Here is a 17,492-nt window from a genome sequence, read left to right as displayed (position 1 = left end):
CAGGCTGATGGCGGGTAACTTTTCTCTCGCGCGAGAAAAGTCACCAAAAGCGCGCTTAAAAGAAGGCGACTGACCTGGCGGCCATCCCGCCACGGAGTGGCTTCAGTATTTTGACTCGGGCTTCGTTTGAAATCTCTGAGACGCAGGCGGGCTTTCGACGTCCGTTTGGACAGGCCCGCACCCAGCGTCTCGACTTTGAGGACGAGCGTTCGAAGGCCCTGCCACGAATCTCGATCCAGAACTCATTCACCTGAAGCGATCTGCAATGGCGTGGCTGAAGCCGGGGTGATCGAGGTCGGGCCGTCAGAATGCAGATTACGCCCCAGCGACGCTGAGGACGCCCTGTGTCTAGACGGAGCTAGAGCGAAGACGGGGGCAAAATACTGAAGCCCGCACACCAGCTTGGTCCTGCGGCGTATCCGCAATCTTTTCAGCGCGCTTTTGGCTACTTTTTTCGCGCGAGAAAAAAGTAGCTCGCCGAAAGAGCTTGCGAAGCAAGCCGGGCGAAACCGCCTTTGACTTGTCGAGGATCGCACCGCGTCTGTTGCCACCAAACCTTCAAGTGGGTAGCACCGACGCCAGCGTCTTATAATGACCCGATTACAAATCGCAAGATAAAGCAATGACTTTTCCCTCAACCCGTATGCGCCGCACGCGCGCCAGCCGATTCGCCCGTGAGCTGGCTCGCGAGACACGGCTTTCGCCGTGCGACCTGATCCTGCCTGCCTTCGTACTCGAGGACGAAAACGGCCGCGAGGCGGTGGAATCGATGCCCGGTATCGAGCGTGTCGGGCACAACGGCCTGTTCGAACTGGCCGAACGCTGCCTGGAACTCGGCATACCGGCCATGGCCCTGTTTCCCGTGGTGCCGGCCGAACGCAAGAGCGAGGATGCCGCCGAGGCCTGGCGCGAGGACGCCCTGGTGCCCCAGACCGTACGCGCCCTGAAGGCGCGTTTTCCCGAGCTGGGTGTGATCACGGACGTCGCCCTCGACCCCTACACCAGCCACGGCCTGGACGGCATCGTCGACGAAGACGGCTACGTCCTGAACGACCGCACGGTCGATGCCCTGGTCCGGCAGGCGACGAGTCACGCTGTCGCCGGCGCCGACGTGGTTGCGCCCTCGGACATGATGGACGGCCGCATCGGTGCCATCCGTGAGCAGCTCGAATCCAACGGCCACGTCAATACGCTGATCCTCAGCTACGCGGCCAAGTACGCCTCGAGCTACTACGGCCCCTTCCGCGACGCCGTCGGTTCGGCGACCAACCTGGGCAAGGCCGGCAAGGAAAGCTTCCAGATGGACCCGGGCAACAGCGACGAAGCGCTCCGGGAAGTCGAACTCGATCTCGACGAAGGCGCCGACTGGGTCATGATCAAGCCCGCCCTGCCGTACCTGGACATCATCCGGCGCGTCCACGAGACTTTTGGCGTACCGACCTTCGCTTATCACGTCTCCGGCGAATACGCCATGCTCAAGGCCGCGGCCGGGAAGGGCTGGCTGGATAACGACAAGGTGCTGCTCGAAACCCTGCTGTCCATCCGCCGCGCGGGCGCCAGCGGCATCCTCACCTACGCCGCCCTCGAAGCCGCGGAGTTGTTGAAGGACTGAAAAGAAAAGATAAAGAATAATTGTCCACAGATGAACACAGATAAACACAGATTTTGAAAACAAGAACTTTTGCAGTCGAGATAAAGGCACTCGCACAAGGAGTTGAGCAGGCTCTTCTCGTTTTTATTTCTTTTATCCGTGTTCATCTGTGTTCATCTGTGGACATATTTCTTTTTTCCCAGTCCCGGTGAACGCGCAGAGTTACAAGCTTGCTGTATTCGGGCAACCGGTGGCGCACAGTCTGTCGCCGCGGATTCATCGCCTGTTCGGCGAGCAGTTGGGCATCGACGTCGATTACAGCGCCATCGAGGCCGACATTGACGAGCTGGCCGAAAAGCTTGCGGCATTTCGCGCCGACGGCGGGACCGGCGCCAACCTGACCGTTCCGCTCAAGCAAGCCGGTCTGAGACTGTGTACGCGCGTCGACCGGCCAGCCCGGCAGGCGCATGCCGTCAACACGCTTCACCTGGAAGACGACGGCTGGCACGGCTACAACACCGATGGCGCCGGGCTGCTGCTGGATCTCGATCGCCTGGGCATCGATCCGGCGGGACGCCGCATCCTGATCGTCGGGGCCGGGGGGGCGGTCGCCGGCATTCTCGGACCGCTCCTCGATCGTCAACCGGCCTGCGTGACCGTGGTCAATCGCACCGCCGAACGCGCCGAGCGCCTGGCCGACAAGTTCGCTCACCTGGGCGATATCCGCGGTGGCGAAATCGATTCTGCTTCAGAAGGATCGCCCCACGATTTATTGATCCAGTCCACCAGCGCCGGCCACGAGGGCAAAGCCGTGCCGATCGAGCGCGCCTGCCTGACCGACGATGCGAGCGGCTACGACCTCAATTACGGCACGGCCCACGCGCCATTTGCCGAATGGTGCAGACAACACGGGATGATGACGCACGACGGACTGGGCATGCTGGTCGGACAGGCCGCGCTGGCTTTCAATATCTGGACGGGGAAGCGCCCAGATATCGCCCCTACCCTTGCGGCCCTGTCCAGGGACTAAACCGCAGGTTCTATTCAGCGCCTACCGCAGTCGACGGTTTCGATATACCGCTCTTCGCCCTCGATCACAAGGGCCGTCAGCAAACCGCCCCAGACGCAGCCGCTGTCGAGGCAGATGGCATGGCTGCCCTCGTAGAGCCCCAGCTGCGACCAGTGACCGAAGACCAGCGTCCATGCGCGCCAATCCTCGTGCAGGTGATGAAACCAGGGCGCAAAGCCCGGCGGCGCGCTCTCGAGTCCACCCTTGGCGGCGAAGTCCAGGCGGCCATCGACACTGCAGAAACGCATACGGGTCATCACATTGGTGATGGTGCGCAGGCGCTCGGCTTCCGGCAGGTCGGGTTCCCAGCGATCGGGCTCGTCGCCGTACATGTTGGCGAAGAATTCGTCCGGCGACTCGGCCAGTGCCCGCTCGACCTCCGCGGCGCATTCCCGCGCCTGCACTGGCCCCCAGCGCGGATCGACACCGGCGTGCACCATCGCCAGGCCGGCCGACTCGTCGAACCACATCAGCGGTCGGTGCTGTAACCAGTTCAGCAATTCCCCGGCGCGGTCATCGGCCAGGATTTCATCGAATTCAGCGTTGGGTTTTCCGAGCAACCCGCGTGCATAGGCCAGCAGGTGCAGGTCGTGATTGCCGAGCACGGTCGTCGTGACCTCGCGCAGGGAGTGCACCAACCGCAAGGCGGCCAACGACTCACCGCCGCGATTGACCAGGTCGCCGGCCAGCAAGAGCCGGTCGCAAGCCGGATCGAAGCGCAGTCTCTCCAGAAGCCGCTCCAGCGGCGTACAGCAACCCTGGAGGTCGCCGATGAAGATCCTGCGCTCCATCAGGCCGGGCGGCGCATCCGCGGGGCGCGTAGCGGCGCAACACTGACGACCGCATCGAAGACTTCGGTCGATTCGCTCAGCAGTCGGGTGCGGACCATGGCGGCAACGCGATTGGCTTCATCGAGGGTCAGTTGCGGATCGAGCAGGATGCATACGTCCATGACGATCTGTCCGCCCATCAGCCGCGTTCTCAGGTCGCGGAAATCGTGAACGCCGTCAACCGAAAGAATGATCTTGCCCAGCTGATCCTGTTCGCGCGGCGGCACCCCCGTGTCGACCAGTTCGACCAGGGAATCGAAGGCGAAGCGCCCGCCCATGACGGCAACGGTACCGGCAACCAGAATGGCGGCCACGGCATCGAGCCAGAGCAATCCGCCCATGGCACCGACCACACCGGCGATGACCACGATCGACGACAGCGCATCCGAGCGATGGTGCCAGGCGTTGGCCATGATCAGGTTCGAACGCGACTGCAGGGCCACGCGGCGCGTGTACCAGAACAGGATTTCCTTGATGCCGACCGAGATCGCGGCCGCCCAAAGTGCCAGCCACCCCGGCTGCATCAGCCGTTCGGGCTCGAGCAGACGGAGTACGGCGTCGACGATGAACCCGATGGCCACGGCCAGCAGCAGCACGCCGACGATCGCCGTGGCGACGGTCTCGATGCGGCCGTGGCCGTAGGGATGGTTGTGATCGGCCTCGATGGCGCTCCAGCGGGCGGCCACCAGCACGACCGCGTCGCTGACCATGTCCGACAGCGAATGGATGCCGTCGACGATCAGCGCCTGCGAATGACCGACGATGCCGGCGGCGATCTTGCCGATGGCCAGAAAGAGGTTCCAGACGGCGCCGACGATCGTGACGCGGCGCTTGTCCGGCCAGTACTGGTCCAGGTTGGCGTTGGTGCGAAAAGCGGCAGCCATGGGGGATAAGGTACTAATGCCTTCGCGGGGCAGCTATTGTAACTGCCGAAGGCATCAGGCGCGCGAAGGGCCCCGCTCGAAAGTGGCGAACACGAGATTGTAGGGATTGGCGTCGTCAGCGGGGCGCGAAGCCATCTTCGTCAAGCGCCAATCGCTCGCCGACCATTCCGGGAACACGGTGTCGCCGCTCACTACCGCATCGATCAAGGTCAGTTCGAGGCGGTCGGCGCGATCAAGTGCCTGGCGGTAAACCTGCCCCCCGCCGATGACCATCACCCGCTCGGCACCGGCAGCTTCAACGGCTTCATCGAGACTGCCGACCAGTTCGACACCGTCGGGCAGCTCGGGCCGAGATCGGCTGATCACGACGTTGGTGCGGCCGGGCAGCGGCCGACCGATCGACTCGAAGGTCTTGCGCCCCATGATGATCGGGCAGCCCATCGTGACCGCCTTGAAGTGCTTGAGATCGGCCGGCAGATGCCAGGGCATACCGCCTTCCTGGCCGATCACGCGGTTTCTCGCCATCGCGGCGACCAGGACCACTTCCGTCAAGGCCTGCGCCTCCGTAAGTCGTTCGTCGTCATACGGCGATCGGCGCCCGGATGGCCGGGTGACACTGATAGCCCTCGAGCCGGAAATCCTCGTAGACGAAGTCCCGCAGCCGCGCTCTACGGTTGACCAGGTGCATGCGCGGGGCCGGATAGGGTTCGCGCGAGAGTTGCTCATCGACCTGCTCGAGGTGATTGAGGTAGATGTGGGCATCGCCGAAGGTGTGAATGAACTCGCCGGGCTCCAGATCCGTGACTTGCGCGACCATCAGTGTCAGCAGCGCATAACTGGCGATATTGAACGGCACGCCCAGGAAGCAGTCGGCCGAGCGCTGGTAGAGCTGGCAGCTCAAGCGCCCGTCGGCGACGTGGAACTGGAACAGGCAGTGGCAGGGCGCCAGCGCCATCCGACCGGCGTGAACGTTGTCCTGCGGCGACAGGGACTCGTCGGGCAGATCGGCGGGATTCCAGGCCGACACGACGTGCCGGCGCGAGTCGGGCCGCTGGCGAATCTGTTCGATAACCTGTTCGAGCTGGTCGATATGCCGGCCGTCCGGCGTGGGCCAGGCGCGCCACTGCGCCCCGTAGATCGGGCCCAGGCTGCCGCTCTCGTCGACCCACTGGTCCCAGATTTTCACCCCGTGTTCGGTGAGATAGGCGATGTTGGTCTCGCCGCGCAGAAACCACAGCAGTTCGTGGATGATCGACTTCAGGTGCAGTTTCTTGGTGGTGACCAGCGGAAAGGAATCCGACAGGTCGAAACGCAGTTGGTGCCCGAACACGCTCAGCGTGCCGGTACCGGTGCGATCGGCCTTGCGCATACCGTTCTCTCGAACGTGGCGCAGCAAATCGAGGTAATTGTTCATGTACGGCTCCTGTAGGCCCAGACCATCAGCACCACGCCGGCGAGAAACATCGGCAGGGAGAGAATCTGTCCCATGGTCATCCAGTCCAGCGCGACGAAGCCGATATGCGCATCAGGCTCGCGGAAGAACTCGGCGATGAAGCGGAAAACGCCATAGCCGGCGAGAAAAGCGCCGCCCACCGCCCCGGTCGGCCGCGGCCGTGCCGAATACAGCCACAGGACCACGAACAACGCCAGCCCCTCGAGCGCGGCCTGGTAGAGCTGGGAGGGATGGCGCGCGAATTCGTCCAGCGCGCCGGTCAGGTACTGCTCGTAGAGCGTCTGGGAAGTCTGCCCCGCGCTCCGGATGGACTGTGGAAAAATCATTGCCCAGGGCACGTCCGAAGTCCGCCCCCACAATTCACCGCCGATGAAATTGCCGATCCGGCCGGCGGCCAGGCCGATGGGCACGAGCGGCGCGGTGAAGTCGCCCAGGCGGATGAATCCGCAGCCCAGGTGGCGGCCGTAGGCCCAGAGCACCACCAACACGCCGACCAGCCCGCCGTGAAAACTCATGCCGCCGTCGCGGATCATGAACAGGAACAGCGGATCGGCCATGAGCTGGTCGAAACCGTAGAAGAGCACGTAGCCGAGCCGGCCGCCGACGATCACGCCGATCACGCCCCAGAACAGGAAGTCCCCGACCTGGTGCGGCTCCATCGGCGCATCCTCGCGCCGGGCCCGGACACGGCCGAGCAGCCAGAACGCCCCGAAGGCCACCAGGTACATCAGGCTGTACCAGTAGATCGCGAAACCGCCGATCTCGAAGGCCACCGGATCGATGCTGTGGAAGTAGAACTCCGACTGATTCATGGTCGGAGATTATCGCAGATGAATGCCGGGAGATTGAGCCGCGGGTTGCTTCTAGTCAGTTGTCAGCTCAATTCAATCACTCGCTGATTCCAGTTTCTCCAGGGCCCGCGGCCAGCAGTCCTCCCAGAATGAGGCTCCGGGACCGCCGCAAAGGAGATCGCCGTCGCGATCGATCAGGTACTTGGTGGGATAGGCGGCAACCCGGTAGGCGCGATGCATCGGACCCTCGAAGGCTTCGGCGACCTGCGGGAAGGAATGATCGAACTCGGTGGTGAACTGATCGATTTCACTTTCTGAGTCGTTCGTGATTCCGACCAGCTGGAGGCCACGCTCACCCCATCTCTGATGAACATCGGCCAGTCTGGGTGCCTCGCGCCGGCACGGACCACACCACTGCGCCCAGAAGTTCAGCAGGACGATATCGCCCCGGTAGTCGGCAAGATCGACCGAATCGCCGTCGACCGCACTCGCCTGGAAGGCCGGCGCCGGGGCGCCGTCGCTCAGGGACGGCCGTTCGGCCTTCGCCTCGTCCTCGCGAATCAGCGTCAGGTCGCGGCCGAAGGGATCGACGTGAAAGGCATAGCTGTGTTCCCCGATATTGACGTACTCGTCGAGCACCCGGAAGCGCTCCGGTGATTCGCGCGACTCGCCGCCGCGCCCGTCAGCATTGAGGTCGAACCAGATCGTCCGGTTGGGGTAATCGTATCGGCCGGAATGGCCATACAGTTCGAAGGGCACCTTCTGCCCGTCAATGCGAATCTCGCCGCGTCGAACCGTGTTGGAATTCCACACCCCGCGCGGTCGATCATCGTCTTCGCCGGCCGCGGAAAAGATCACGAACCGGGACTTGACCGGAAACTCGACGGGCTTGCCGTCCGCCTGCCCCGTATCCTGGGTTTCGAAAGCCACCGAGTAGCGACCGTCGGCCCCTTCGAGCCGCCATCCTTCCTCGTCGGCGAGGCTGCCGTCTCCGTCCACGTCGGCATAGAGCCGATAGCCGGCCTGCGGCGTGCCGAACACGGCAAAGCCGCGATTGAGCTCACCGAACACGAAGTTGATGCCGTAGCCGACCAACGGGGCATCGGTCTGCGGCAGTTCGTCGACGGCCACCGTATCGTCCGCGCCGCCCACAGCCTGCGCAAATTCCGAATACTGCTCTTCTGAAAGCAGATAGGGTGCCCAGTCGGGCTGTGGAATCAATTCCGGCTTTGAAGTCTCGAACACCTGGCGCTCACCGTCTTCGCCAACTGCCGCAATAGACATGGACCCCATCAACGCCGCGCCCAGGATCGTCCCGAATCTCGCTACTGCCTTCATTCCAAGTCTCTTCTTGCCACCAACCCCGCAAAAACCTATCACAGTCTCCCGGAAATCGCGACCTAGCGGGTTTCCCGGCACACTCCCGGCCCCGAACCGACGCCAGGCGTCGTCCCGGACACCGATCCGGGACCTCGCACTTTTGCTCCGGCACCGCCAGACTCACTGCCCCCTGAACGGTGGGAGGCCCCGGATAATCGCGATGCGATTTCCGGGCCGACAATTTTCCTGAACCCTGAACACTGAAACCTGATACCCGAACGCTTACCATGACCCGATGAGCCAGCAAAAACCGGAAAACCGCCTGGGCGACGCCCTCAGCCCCTACCTCCTGCAGCACGCCGGCAATCCCGTGGCCTGGCAGCCCTGGGACCGCGAGGCGCTGGCCATGGCGCGCACGCTGGATCGGCCGATCCTGCTGTCGATCGGCTACAGCGCCTGTCACTGGTGCCATGTAATGGCCCACGAGAGCTTCGAGAATGACGAGATCGCCGAGCGCATGAACGCGTATTTCGTCAACATCAAGGTCGACCGCGAGGAGCGCCCGGACCTCGACCGGATCTACCAGCTTGCCCACCAGCTTCTGACCGGCCGCGGCGGCGGCTGGCCGCTGACGGTGTTTCTCGACCCGGCCAGCCAGGCCCCGTTTTTCGCGGGCACCTATTTCCCGCCCGAGCCGCGCCACGGCATGATCGCTTTCGGCGACCTGCTCGCGCGCATCCACCAGGTCTGGTCGACCCGGCGCGAGGAGCTGCGCGCCCAGCATCTCCAGGTGCAGGAAGCCCTTCAGGCCATCGCCACGCCCACTCCGGCGGGCGAGGCCGACCTGGCTTCGAGCCTGGACTCCCTGACCGCCGAGGCCGGCGCACGCTTCGACCGCGACAACGGCGGTTTCGGCGGCGGACCGAAATTTCCGCAGGCACCGCTGCTCGCCGCCCTGGCCGAGACCGAAGGTGAGCACCCGGCACAGATACTCGGCGACACGCTCACCGCCATGGCGCGCCACGGGCTGCACGATCATCTCGGCGGCGGCTTCTTCCGCTACTGCGTCGACGCGGTCTGGGAGATTCCGCATTTCGAAAAGATGCTCTCCGACAACGCCCTGCTGCTGGGGCTCTACGCCCGTGCGGCCACGCGCTGGAACCGGGCGGACTTCCGTGCCGTGTGCGAGCGACTGGTCGAATGGCTCGAACGGGAAATGTCGCTGGACACCGGCGGCTTTGCCGCCAGCCTGGATGCCGACAGCGAGGAAGGCGAAGGTGCCTTCTATGTCTGGACGCGCAAGGAGGTGGCTGAAAAGCTGTCTTCGGCCGAACACGACCTGTTCTGTGCCCGATTCGGGCTGGACGGACCGCCCAATTTCGAAAGCGAGTACTGGCACCTGGTCGTCGCCCGCTCGCGCGGCGAGCTGGTGGAAGAAAATCTCGACGAAGACGAAATCGACGAGCGTCTCGAATCCGCGCGCCAGCGGCTGCTGGCCGCCCGTCAGGAGCGCCCGACCCCCGGTCTTGACGACAAGATGCTGGCCAGCTGGAACGGCCTGGCGATCGAGAACCTGGCCGTGGCCGGACGCCTGCTCGGGCGCGAAGACTGGCTCGAGCGCGCCGCCGGCGCGCTCGACGCCGTGGCGGTGAACCTGTTCGGCCAGGAACCGCCGCGGGCGGTCTGGCGCGAAGGGCGCAGCGCGCAGACCGCCCTGCTCGACGAACACGCCAATGTGCTACTCGCCTGCCTGGAACTGCTCGGCTGGCGCTTCGAAACGCGCTGGCTCAACCTCGCTCGACGCATCGCCCGCCGGATCGTCGAGCACTTCGCCGACGACGCCAGCGGCGCCCTCCATCTCACGCCCGACGATTACGAGACCCTGCTGACCCGACCGCTGGCTCATGCCGACGACGCCACGCCGGCCGGCGCCGGCCAGGCCGTACTCGGACTGGCGCGGCTCGGTCACCTGGTCGGGGAATCCGACCTGATCGATGCGGCACACCGGGCCGTGGATGCCGCCCGGGGCGACATCGAACGTTCGGCACTCGCTCACGCCACGCTGGTGCACGCCTGGCAAGCGCTGGAACATCCCGGGCCGCAGATTCTGCTCGCCGGCCCCGAAGACCCTGTTGCCGACTGGCAACGCGAGCTTTCCGGAGCGGACGACTGCACCGTCTACCGCCTGCCGGCGGATTTGGAGAGCGAGGATCTGCCCGAACTGCTCCGTCCATTGATCCACAGCGAATGCCCGGTGGCCATGACCTGTATCGGCCAGCGCTGCCTTGCTCCGGTCCATTCACTCGAGGAACTGAGCACGCAGCTGGCGGAATCCCGAGACTGACGCCCTCAACGGCGTTTGTGCGTAAAATCGGCAACCTATGAGTCTCGCGCTGCCCAACTATCACGCGCTCGGCGTCCTGCTGCTGGTGCTTCTGGCACTGGTGCTGTTCTCGCGCGACCGGATTCCGCTCGAGACCAGTTCGCTGGTGGTGCTGGCCATTCTCACCATCGGCTTTCAGGTCTTTCCTTACGTCGCCCCGGACGGGCGTGAGCTCACCCCCACCGATTTCTACGCCGGTTTCGGCCACCAGGCCTTGATCGCGGTTTGTTCGCTGATGATTCTCGGCCACGGCCTGATCCGCTCCGGTGCGCTGGAACCGGTCGGCCGCGGCCTGGCGATTTCCTGGCGCAGGGCGCCCAAGCTTTCGATGCTGGCCACGCTGCTGGTGTGCGCCGTGCTCAGCGCGTTCATCAACAACACGCCGATCGTGGTCATGCTTCTGCCCATCCTCATCGGTGTCGCGCTGCGCACCGGCCAGTCACCATCGGGCATGCTCCTGCCGGTGGGCCTGATCAGCATCGTTGGCGGCATGTCGACGACCATCGGCACCTCGACCAACCTGCTGGTCGTGTCCGTGGCGGCCGACATGGGGGTGGCGCCCTTTCGCATGTTCGACTTCATCGTTCCCGCGGCGATCGCGGGTGCGGTCTCGGTGATCTACCTGTGGTTGATCGCCCCCAGGCTCATCCCCGAGCGACAGGTGCCCATGCAGTCCACGGTCAAGCGCCTCTACACGGCACAGATCCGCCTGGGCAAGTCCAGCGACGCGGTCGGCCGGAAGCTGGCCGAGGCCATCGAACGCTGCAGCGGCAACCTGAAGGTCGAAAAGATCCAGCGCGGCCCCGGCGTGTTCGTCACGCCGCTGCCGGATGTGACACTCAAGGCCGGCGACCGCATCACGACCACGGATACGCGCGACAACCTGCGCGAGTTCGCCCACCTCCTCGGCGGCCGGCTGTTCTCCGGCGACGTCGAGGTCGACGACACTCATCCGCTCGGGCCCGGCGATCAGAAGATTGCCGAGGTGGCCGTCACCCCCCAGTCGCGACTGGTCGGCTCGCGCATCAGTGAAGCCCGGCTGCTCTCGCGCTACGGGCTGCGCCTGCTGGCCCTGCATCGCTACAACCGCGAAGACCAGACCCAGACCCGATCGACCGGCCTGGACAATACCGTGCTGCGTTCCGGCGACGTCCTGCTGGTGCAGTCATCCGACGCGCGGCTGGCCCATGTGAAGGACGGGGGCGATCTGCTCGTACTCGACGGGTCGGTGAACCTGCCCAAGACCTCCAAGGCCCCGATCGCGCTCGCCATCATGGCCGCGGTGGTCGTCGTCGCCGCCTTCGGCATCCTGCCGATCGCCATCAGTGCGTTGTCCGGCGTACTCGCCATGCTGCTCAGCCGCTGCCTGGACTGGAAGGAGGCGATGAACGCGCTGTCCATTCAGGTCGTGATGATCATCGTCGCCTCGTTGGCGCTGGGTGCGGCGCTGATGCGCACGGGCGGTGCCGACTGGCTCGCGCAGATCTTCGTGGCGCTGAGCTTCGGCATTCCTGCATGGGGCATCCTGGGCCTGCTGATGCTGGCCATGGCCGCCCTGACCAACGTCGTTTCCAACAACGCCGCAGCCGTTATCGGGACACCAATCGCCATCAGCCTGGCGCAGCAGATGATGCTTCCGGCCGAGCCCTTCGTGCTGGCCGTGCTGTTCGGCTCGAACCTGAGCTTCGCCACCCCCATGGCCTACCAGACGAATCTCCTGGTGATGAACGCCGGCGGCTACAAGTTCAACGACTTCGTGCGCGTCGGGGCCCCGCTGATGCTGCTGCTGTGGGTGGTGCTCACACTCACCCTGACGTATGCGTACCAGATCTAGGATTCAGGATTCGGGTGTCAGGTTTCGGGCGGGGGCACTCCGGCTGGTGCGGGTGTTTGCCTGGGCGTTGCTATTGGGTAGCGCCGCGGTTTCCGCAGATGAAAAACCCCGGGTAGTGAGCCTGGCGCCACATTTAACAGAGTTGGCCTTTGCCGCCGGAGCAGGCGACACCCTGGTCGGCGTCGTGGCCTACAGCGACTGGCCCGAGGCGGCACGGAAGCTGCCGCGGATCGGCGATGCCTTCCGCTTCGATCTCGAGACGATTCTGGGCCTGGATGCCGACCTGGCACTGGCCTGGCGCGGGGGTACGCCCAAGGCGGTTGCCGATCGGCTGAAGGAACTGGGGATCGAAATCCTCTGGATCGAAACGAGCACGCTATCCGACATCGCCGCGGCCCTGGAGCAGATCGGCACACGGCTGGGTACGCCCGAGCACGGTCGGGAGGCGGCCGAAGCCTATCGACAGGATCTGGCGTCCCTGCGTGCTTCCGGGCCCGATGAAGTCGACGTTACCGTCTTCTACCAGGTCTCGGCGCGTCCGCTTTTTACGCTCGGTGGGCGACACGTCATCACGGAAGTGTTCGAATCCTGCGGTGCGAGGAACGTCTTCGCCGATCTCGACACCGAAGCCACCGCGATTGACCGGGAGGCCGTCATCACCCGTTCCCCGGAACTCATCATTGCCGGCATCAACGAACCGGCCGATGATCCCCTCTCCGTCTGGCGCGACACGCGCATGGTCGAGGACGGACACACTCGCCTCGAAGCCGTTGATCCCGAACGGCTGGTCCGGCCAACGCCCCGCATCGTCGAAGGCATCGAGCACGTGTGCGAACTCGTCCGGGACGTGACCACCGCAAGCCACGGTGACGCCGACGAATAGCGCACGTCGTTTAGAGCATTCGAATTTCGATCATTCGAATTTGTTTGGTACTTGGTGCTTAGAATTTGGAATTTTGAAAGCCGAGCCCATTGCGAAAGGCGTAGGACTTCCAGATCCCACATCGGGCACTAGAAATCAGCGCACCTCCAATTCGACCATCAGGTAGCGCTCGTGCGCCAATACCCGCTCCCCCGGCACGACGTCGATCGGAACGTCGAAACCCGGACCGTCACAGACGAAGGTATGAAATTCGCCGTTTTCCCCGCAGGGGTCGATACCGGCGGGAAGCCTGTTCAGCAAATCGGCGTCGATGTCTTTTCCCAATAGCGATTCGGGCAGCACTTCCGTGTCGATGCAGGTGATCACGATACGCCACTGATCGTCGAGCAACTGCTGCGCCAGTCGATCCGGTGCCGTCTGCCAGATCGGAAAGACCGGCCGCCATCCCATGCGCTGGAAGCTTTGCTCACGCCAGCGGCGGATATCGTCCAGGAAAAGGTCGCCACAGGCGATGTGATCAACGCCCGCTTCGCGATGGGCTGCAAGACCTCGTGCGAGACGCCGTTCATATTCACGGTTGTCGCAGGCCTCGGGCAGCCCGATCACCGTCAGGGGAAGGCCGAGTGACATGGCCTGGGCTTCGAGAAGCGCCTCCGAGGTGCCGTGCATCGCCACCCGACGATTGGTCTCGTTGACGGTGGTGACCAGCGCCTCGACTCGCCAGGCCGGATCACGCCGCAGCGTCTCGAGCATGTAGAGACTGTCCTTGCCGCCGGAGGACAGCACGACAATGGGTATGGCTTCGCTCATTTACTGCGCGGATCAGTGGTCAGAAACCATAGATTACAGTCTACTGACCACTGACCACTGACAACCATTAGGGCGCCTTGCGGCCCTCCCGCCAACCCAGCAGCACGCGGGCCAGCGCAGGCAGCAGCATCATGGCACCGAACATGTTGAAGATAAACATGAAGGCCAGCAACAGCCCCATATCGGCCTGGAACTGCAGTTCCGAGAACAGCCAGGTTCCGACACCCACGGCCAGCGTCACCGCCGTGTAGAACACCGCGCGGCCGGTCAGGCGCAGGGTGCGGTAGTAGGCGTCGTCGAGTCCGACCCCTTCGTCGATGAAACTCTTCATGCGACTGAAGATATAGATGCCGTAGTCCACACCGATACCGACGCCCAGGGCCACCACGGGTAGAGTGTTGACCTTCAGGCCGATCCCCATGAAGGCCATCAGCGAGTAGGCCAGGTAGCTGACCAGCACCAGCGGCAGTACGATGCACAGGGTGCCGAGCACGGTCCGGAAGGTGATCAGGCACAACACCACGATGGCGCTGTAGACGTACAACAGCATGGGTGTCTGAGCCTTGGCGACTTCCTGGTTGGTTGCGGCCATGACGCCGACGTTGCCTGTCGCCAGCCGGAAGAGCAGTGGTGGATGGTCGCCATCCTCGGGCCAGTTGCCGTGGGCAGGCTCGCCGCTGGGCGTGTAATCCAGCGAGTCGATCTGGATCTCTTCCTGCAGCTCATGGGCCCGGTCGACGACACGATCGATCGTTTCGGCCTTGTGGTCTTCTGTAAAGACCATCACCGGCATGGCGCTGCAGTCTCTATTCAGCAGGCCGCTGTCGGTCGGGATGTTCTGCGTGGTCAAAGCCAGCGCGTAACGGTCGCGCGGGAGAATCTGCCAGCGCAGATTGCCCTCGTTCCAGCCGGCATTGACCTGCTTGGCGATATGCGGCAGCGTGATGACGCGCTGGACGCCTTCGACATTGCGCATGTGCCAGGCGAAGCGATCGATGGATTCCATGATGGGATGCGACTCGGTACAGGCGCTGGCTTCCGTCTGGGCAATGATGCTGATCACATCCGTGCCCAGCGAAAAGCGTTCCTGGATGGCGCGCGCATCCCGGTTGTAGCGAGCGTCTTCCCGAAGTTCCGGTACGCCGGCCTCGGAGTCGCCGATCTGCATATCCTGCGACTTCATCCAGCCGCCCACGAACAGGGCGATACCCATCAGGACAGCCACCACGGCCACGCCGCGATGCGTGAACTTCGCCATGAAATCCCAGATGATGCTCGGTTTCTGGCTGTGCTCGTACTGCTTCCGGCGCTTCTTCTCTTCGTTGCGCAGCGTCACATACGACAGCAATATCGGAAGCAGGACCAGATTGGTCAGGATGATGACGGCCACACCGATGCTGGCGGTAATCGCCAGCTCCTGGATGATCTGGATGCTGATCAGCAGGATGGTCAGGAAGCCGATGGTGTCACTGAGAAGGGCGATGGCGCCCGGTGCAAGAAGGCGGGTGAAGACCGCCTTGGAAGCCTCGAGACTGGAAACCGGCTTGGCGTCCTCGAGCGGGACCCCTTCCTGAACCAGTCCAATCGGAGAGTGCCCGCCGAACAACTTCTCCGCATTCCAGCCACTGATCATCTGCACCCCGTGACTGACGCCGATGGCAAAAATCAGGAATGGCGTCAGGATGTTCATTGGGTCGATGCCGAAGCCCAGCAGGCTCAGGAGACCCAGCTGCCACACGACGGCCGTCACCGAACAGATCAGCGGCAGCACCGTCAACCAGACAGAGTGGGAGTATAGAAACAGCAGGAAGGCCGTGATCAGGAAGGCGACACCGAAATACATGACCACGCCGCGGGCACCGTCGGCAACGTCCCCGACAATCTTGGCGAAGCCGATGATGCGTACGACATGATCCTCGTTTTCAAAAGTCGACCGGATGTCCTCCAGTTCGGCCGCGACCTGCTGATAGTCGAGTTTCTCCCCCGTATCGGGGTCTTCCTCGAGCAAGTTGACCCAGACCATGGCACCGGAAAAGTCTTCCGCCACGAGTCGCCCGACCTCGCCGGACTTGATGATGTTGGAACGAACCGTTTCCAGCATCTCCGGTGTGGGCGAGAAATCCGCGGGAATGACGTTGCCCCCGGCAAAGCCGTCTTCCACCACTTCGACAAAACGAACGTTGGGTGTGAAGATCGATCGTCCGGTTGAGCGATCAACGCCGCTGACGTACAGAACATCCTCACTGAGTTCTTCGAAGTTCCGGAAAAACTCCGGATCGAACATCTCACCGTCACGCGCAATCATTGCGACCATCACACGATTGGCGCCGCCGAAATTTTCCTCGTAATCGAGGAAAGTCTGCATGTACTCGTGTTCGAGCGGCAGCTGTTTCTTGAACCCGGCGTCGACGCGGAGCTGGAGGCTGTAATAGACCATCGCCGCAGTGCCCAGCACGAACAGCAGGAGAATCAGTGGCCGGATGCTGAAGACGGCGTTCGCGATGCGGCGGGTCATGGTTGTCGACTCACTCATTTTTCAATCCACCCTCTCCGGCCAGAATCATGCTGCCGTCCTCGGCGAACTCAACAGCCGCGTAATCGCTGCCCAGGCGATCCTGGGACGCATGAAACGTACTTGTATGGGGGTTGAACCTCAATATCGTGGCGCCCGTGCCGACCAGCACCGGGTAGCCGTCCGGATCAACGGCGCCGCCGAGCAGCGTGGATTCAACACCCGAAATAAGTTGCTCCCAACTGTCACCGAAGTCACGGCTTATCTGCACATTGCCGCGCAGACCAAAGGCCATCACGCCGCGCGCGGCCTGAACCAGCCCGAACATCGAGCCCGGATAGGGGAACCGGAAACTTTCCCAGGTTTCACCACCGTCCCGACTGCGAAAGCCGTATCCACCTTCGGAAGCGAGCATCACTCGCTGATCGTCGAGCGCTAGGATTGCGTTCAGGTGGCATTCCATGAATTCATAGCAGCCGCGATCAAAATCCTGGGAGGCATCGTAGTATTCATCGTCCGGATCACTTCCCGCACTATCGTCGGCGGCTTCGTCCGTCGGTTCGGGCTGCTGCCACTCGATCGCTTCTGAAGTCAGAACGTCTTCCATATGCGTAGCCGTCCAGGTTCGACCGGCATCATCGGTACGCATGATCAACCCGTAGGCACCCACGGCCAAGCCATGACTGGCATCGAAAAAGTGCACGTCGAGCAGGGGCTGTTCGGAGATCGGGCCATCCCACAGCGGCTGGAAGTGCTGCAGGGTCCAGGTCCGGCCCAGGTCGCTACTGTAAATGATCGTAGTGTCGTGACCAACCGCCCAGAGCCGACCGCCGGCAAATGCCACGCGCGTCAGCGTGGCACGGACGGGAACCGACTCCGCCTGCTCCCACTCATTGCCGTCATCGGAGAGCAACACATGACCGCGAGCCCCGACGGCCACGAACCGCTCACCCGCCCTTGTAACATCGAGAATCAGTGATTCATCGGCCAGGGGGGCGCGCTCGGCCTCCTGGGGCTGGATCTCACCGGGCTGGTCCTGAGCTTGAAGCAGCACAGGCAGAAACAACAACATCAGCGCTAGATGCTTGGGTTGACTCATGTAACTGAACTCCGAGACGCAAGGGCCGGCCAA

Annotated in this window: 14 protein-coding genes; 5 read left to right on the top strand and 9 right to left on the bottom strand. The window is 63.4% G+C overall.

Going from position 1 to position 17,492, the window contains the following annotated elements; genetic code table 11:
• Positions 1-622: 622 nt before the first annotated feature.
• Together hemB and aroE are read left to right on the top strand one after the other, a co-directional pair.
• Positions 623-1,612 carry a porphobilinogen synthase gene (hemB, locus tag DZK26_RS13910; protein ID WP_116897719.1) on the top strand — a complete coding sequence of 330 codons (990 nt, stop codon included), beginning with the start codon at positions 623-625 and terminating at the stop codon, positions 1,610-1,612.
• A 148-nt stretch (positions 1,613-1,760) separates the two neighbouring features.
• Positions 1,761-2,621, top strand: a complete 861-nt coding sequence (aroE, locus tag DZK26_RS13905) for a shikimate dehydrogenase (protein ID WP_116897720.1) — start codon at positions 1,761-1,763, stop codon at positions 2,619-2,621.
• A gap of 14 nt (positions 2,622-2,635) precedes the next feature.
• Here aroE and DZK26_RS13900 read toward each other — a convergent pair whose 3' ends face one another.
• The 6 genes from DZK26_RS13900 to DZK26_RS13875 all read right to left on the bottom strand — a co-directional run bounded on the left by DZK26_RS13900 (position 2,636) and on the right by DZK26_RS13875 (position 7,956).
• On the bottom strand, positions 2,636-3,451 hold the full coding sequence (locus DZK26_RS13900) for a symmetrical bis(5'-nucleosyl)-tetraphosphatase (RefSeq protein ID WP_116897721.1): 816 nt from the start codon (positions 3,449-3,451) through the stop codon (positions 2,636-2,638).
• Complete coding sequence (locus tag DZK26_RS13895; RefSeq protein ID WP_116897722.1) at positions 3,451-4,374, bottom strand: cation diffusion facilitator family transporter; 924 nt, start codon at positions 4,372-4,374, stop codon at positions 3,451-3,453. The genes DZK26_RS13900 and DZK26_RS13895 overlap by 1 nt, the downstream gene beginning before the upstream one ends.
• A 54-nt stretch (positions 4,375-4,428) precedes the next feature.
• Complete coding sequence (gene folA, locus DZK26_RS13890; RefSeq protein ID WP_258870840.1) at positions 4,429-4,917, bottom strand: type 3 dihydrofolate reductase; 489 nt, start codon at positions 4,915-4,917, stop codon at positions 4,429-4,431.
• Between the two features lie 37 nt (positions 4,918-4,954).
• Positions 4,955-5,788 carry a thymidylate synthase gene (locus DZK26_RS13885; RefSeq protein WP_116897723.1) on the bottom strand — a complete coding sequence of 278 codons (834 nt, stop codon included), beginning with the start codon at positions 5,786-5,788 and terminating at the stop codon, positions 4,955-4,957.
• Positions 5,785-6,639: a prolipoprotein diacylglyceryl transferase gene (gene lgt, locus DZK26_RS13880; protein ID WP_116897724.1), complete on the bottom strand. Its 855-nt coding sequence runs from the start codon at positions 6,637-6,639 to the stop codon at positions 5,785-5,787. The genes DZK26_RS13885 and lgt overlap by 4 nt, the downstream gene beginning before the upstream one ends.
• A gap of 72 nt (positions 6,640-6,711) precedes the next feature.
• A complete protein-coding gene (locus DZK26_RS13875; protein WP_116897725.1) occupies positions 6,712-7,956 on the bottom strand; it encodes a peroxiredoxin in 1,245 nt (414 codons plus the stop codon).
• 277 nt (positions 7,957-8,233) lie between these two features.
• Here DZK26_RS13875 and DZK26_RS13870 point away from each other — a divergent pair, with 277 nt between their 5' ends.
• From DZK26_RS13870 to DZK26_RS13860, 3 genes are all read left to right on the top strand, one after another.
• The gene (locus tag DZK26_RS13870) at positions 8,234-10,282 is read left to right on the top strand and encodes a thioredoxin domain-containing protein (RefSeq protein WP_116897726.1); all 2,049 of its coding nucleotides are present in this window, start codon (positions 8,234-8,236) and stop codon (positions 10,280-10,282) included.
• 37 nt (positions 10,283-10,319) lie between these two features.
• On the top strand, positions 10,320-12,155 hold the full coding sequence (locus DZK26_RS13865; RefSeq protein ID WP_116897727.1) for an SLC13 family permease: 1,836 nt from the start codon (positions 10,320-10,322) through the stop codon (positions 12,153-12,155).
• A 115-nt stretch (positions 12,156-12,270) separates the two neighbouring features.
• Positions 12,271-13,038 carry a cobalamin-binding protein gene (locus DZK26_RS13860; RefSeq protein WP_181935629.1) on the top strand — a complete coding sequence of 256 codons (768 nt, stop codon included), beginning with the start codon at positions 12,271-12,273 and terminating at the stop codon, positions 13,036-13,038.
• Between the two features lie 135 nt (positions 13,039-13,173).
• Here DZK26_RS13860 and DZK26_RS13855 read toward each other — a convergent pair whose 3' ends face one another.
• The 3 genes from DZK26_RS13855 to DZK26_RS13845 all read right to left on the bottom strand — a co-directional run bounded on the left by DZK26_RS13855 (position 13,174) and on the right by DZK26_RS13845 (position 17,459).
• Positions 13,174-13,848 carry an ATP-binding protein gene (locus DZK26_RS13855; RefSeq protein ID WP_116897729.1) on the bottom strand — a complete coding sequence of 225 codons (675 nt, stop codon included), beginning with the start codon at positions 13,846-13,848 and terminating at the stop codon, positions 13,174-13,176.
• A 67-nt stretch (positions 13,849-13,915) separates the two neighbouring features.
• Positions 13,916-16,381 carry an RND family transporter gene (locus tag DZK26_RS13850; protein WP_258870837.1) on the bottom strand — a complete coding sequence of 822 codons (2,466 nt, stop codon included), beginning with the start codon at positions 16,379-16,381 and terminating at the stop codon, positions 13,916-13,918.
• Positions 16,374-17,459 (bottom strand): hypothetical protein, encoded by a 1,086-nt coding sequence (locus tag DZK26_RS13845; RefSeq protein WP_147306620.1) that lies wholly within the window; start codon positions 17,457-17,459, stop codon positions 16,374-16,376. Before DZK26_RS13845 ends, DZK26_RS13850 begins: the two co-directional genes overlap by 8 nt.
• Between the last annotated feature and the right edge of the window lie 33 nt (positions 17,460-17,492).

It is taken from the genome of Wenzhouxiangella sp. 15190 (assembly GCF_003417465.1).
Lineage (GTDB): Bacteria > Pseudomonadota > Gammaproteobacteria > Xanthomonadales > Wenzhouxiangellaceae > Wenzhouxiangella.
This window is presented reverse-complemented; position numbering and strand designations above follow the sequence as displayed.

Bases quoted from the DNA above. Each gene is read 5' to 3' on its own strand.
- hemB (WP_116897719.1), top strand. From the start codon at position 623: ATGACTTTTCCCTCAACCCGTATGCGCCGCACGCGCGCCAGCCGATTC.
- DZK26_RS13900 (WP_116897721.1), bottom strand. From the start codon at position 3,451: ATGGAGCGCAGGATCTTCATCGGCGACCTCCAGGGTTGCTGTACGCCG.
- DZK26_RS13895 (WP_116897722.1), bottom strand. From the start codon at position 4,374: ATGGCTGCCGCTTTTCGCACCAACGCCAACCTGGACCAGTACTGGCCG.
- DZK26_RS13885 (WP_116897723.1), bottom strand. From the start codon at position 5,788: ATGAACAATTACCTCGATTTGCTGCGCCACGTTCGAGAGAACGGTATG.
- lgt (WP_116897724.1), bottom strand. From the start codon at position 6,639: ATGAATCAGTCGGAGTTCTACTTCCACAGCATCGATCCGGTGGCCTTC.
- DZK26_RS13875 (WP_116897725.1), bottom strand. From the start codon at position 7,956: ATGAAGGCAGTAGCGAGATTCGGGACGATCCTGGGCGCGGCGTTGATG.
- DZK26_RS13870 (WP_116897726.1), top strand. From the start codon at position 8,234: ATGAGCCAGCAAAAACCGGAAAACCGCCTGGGCGACGCCCTCAGCCCC.
- DZK26_RS13865 (WP_116897727.1), top strand. From the start codon at position 10,320: ATGAGTCTCGCGCTGCCCAACTATCACGCGCTCGGCGTCCTGCTGCTG.
- DZK26_RS13855 (WP_116897729.1), bottom strand. From the start codon at position 13,848: ATGAGCGAAGCCATACCCATTGTCGTGCTGTCCTCCGGCGGCAAGGAC.
- DZK26_RS13850 (WP_258870837.1), bottom strand. From the start codon at position 16,381: ATGAGTGAGTCGACAACCATGACCCGCCGCATCGCGAACGCCGTCTTC.
- DZK26_RS13845 (WP_147306620.1), bottom strand. From the start codon at position 17,459: ATGAGTCAACCCAAGCATCTAGCGCTGATGTTGTTGTTTCTGCCTGTG.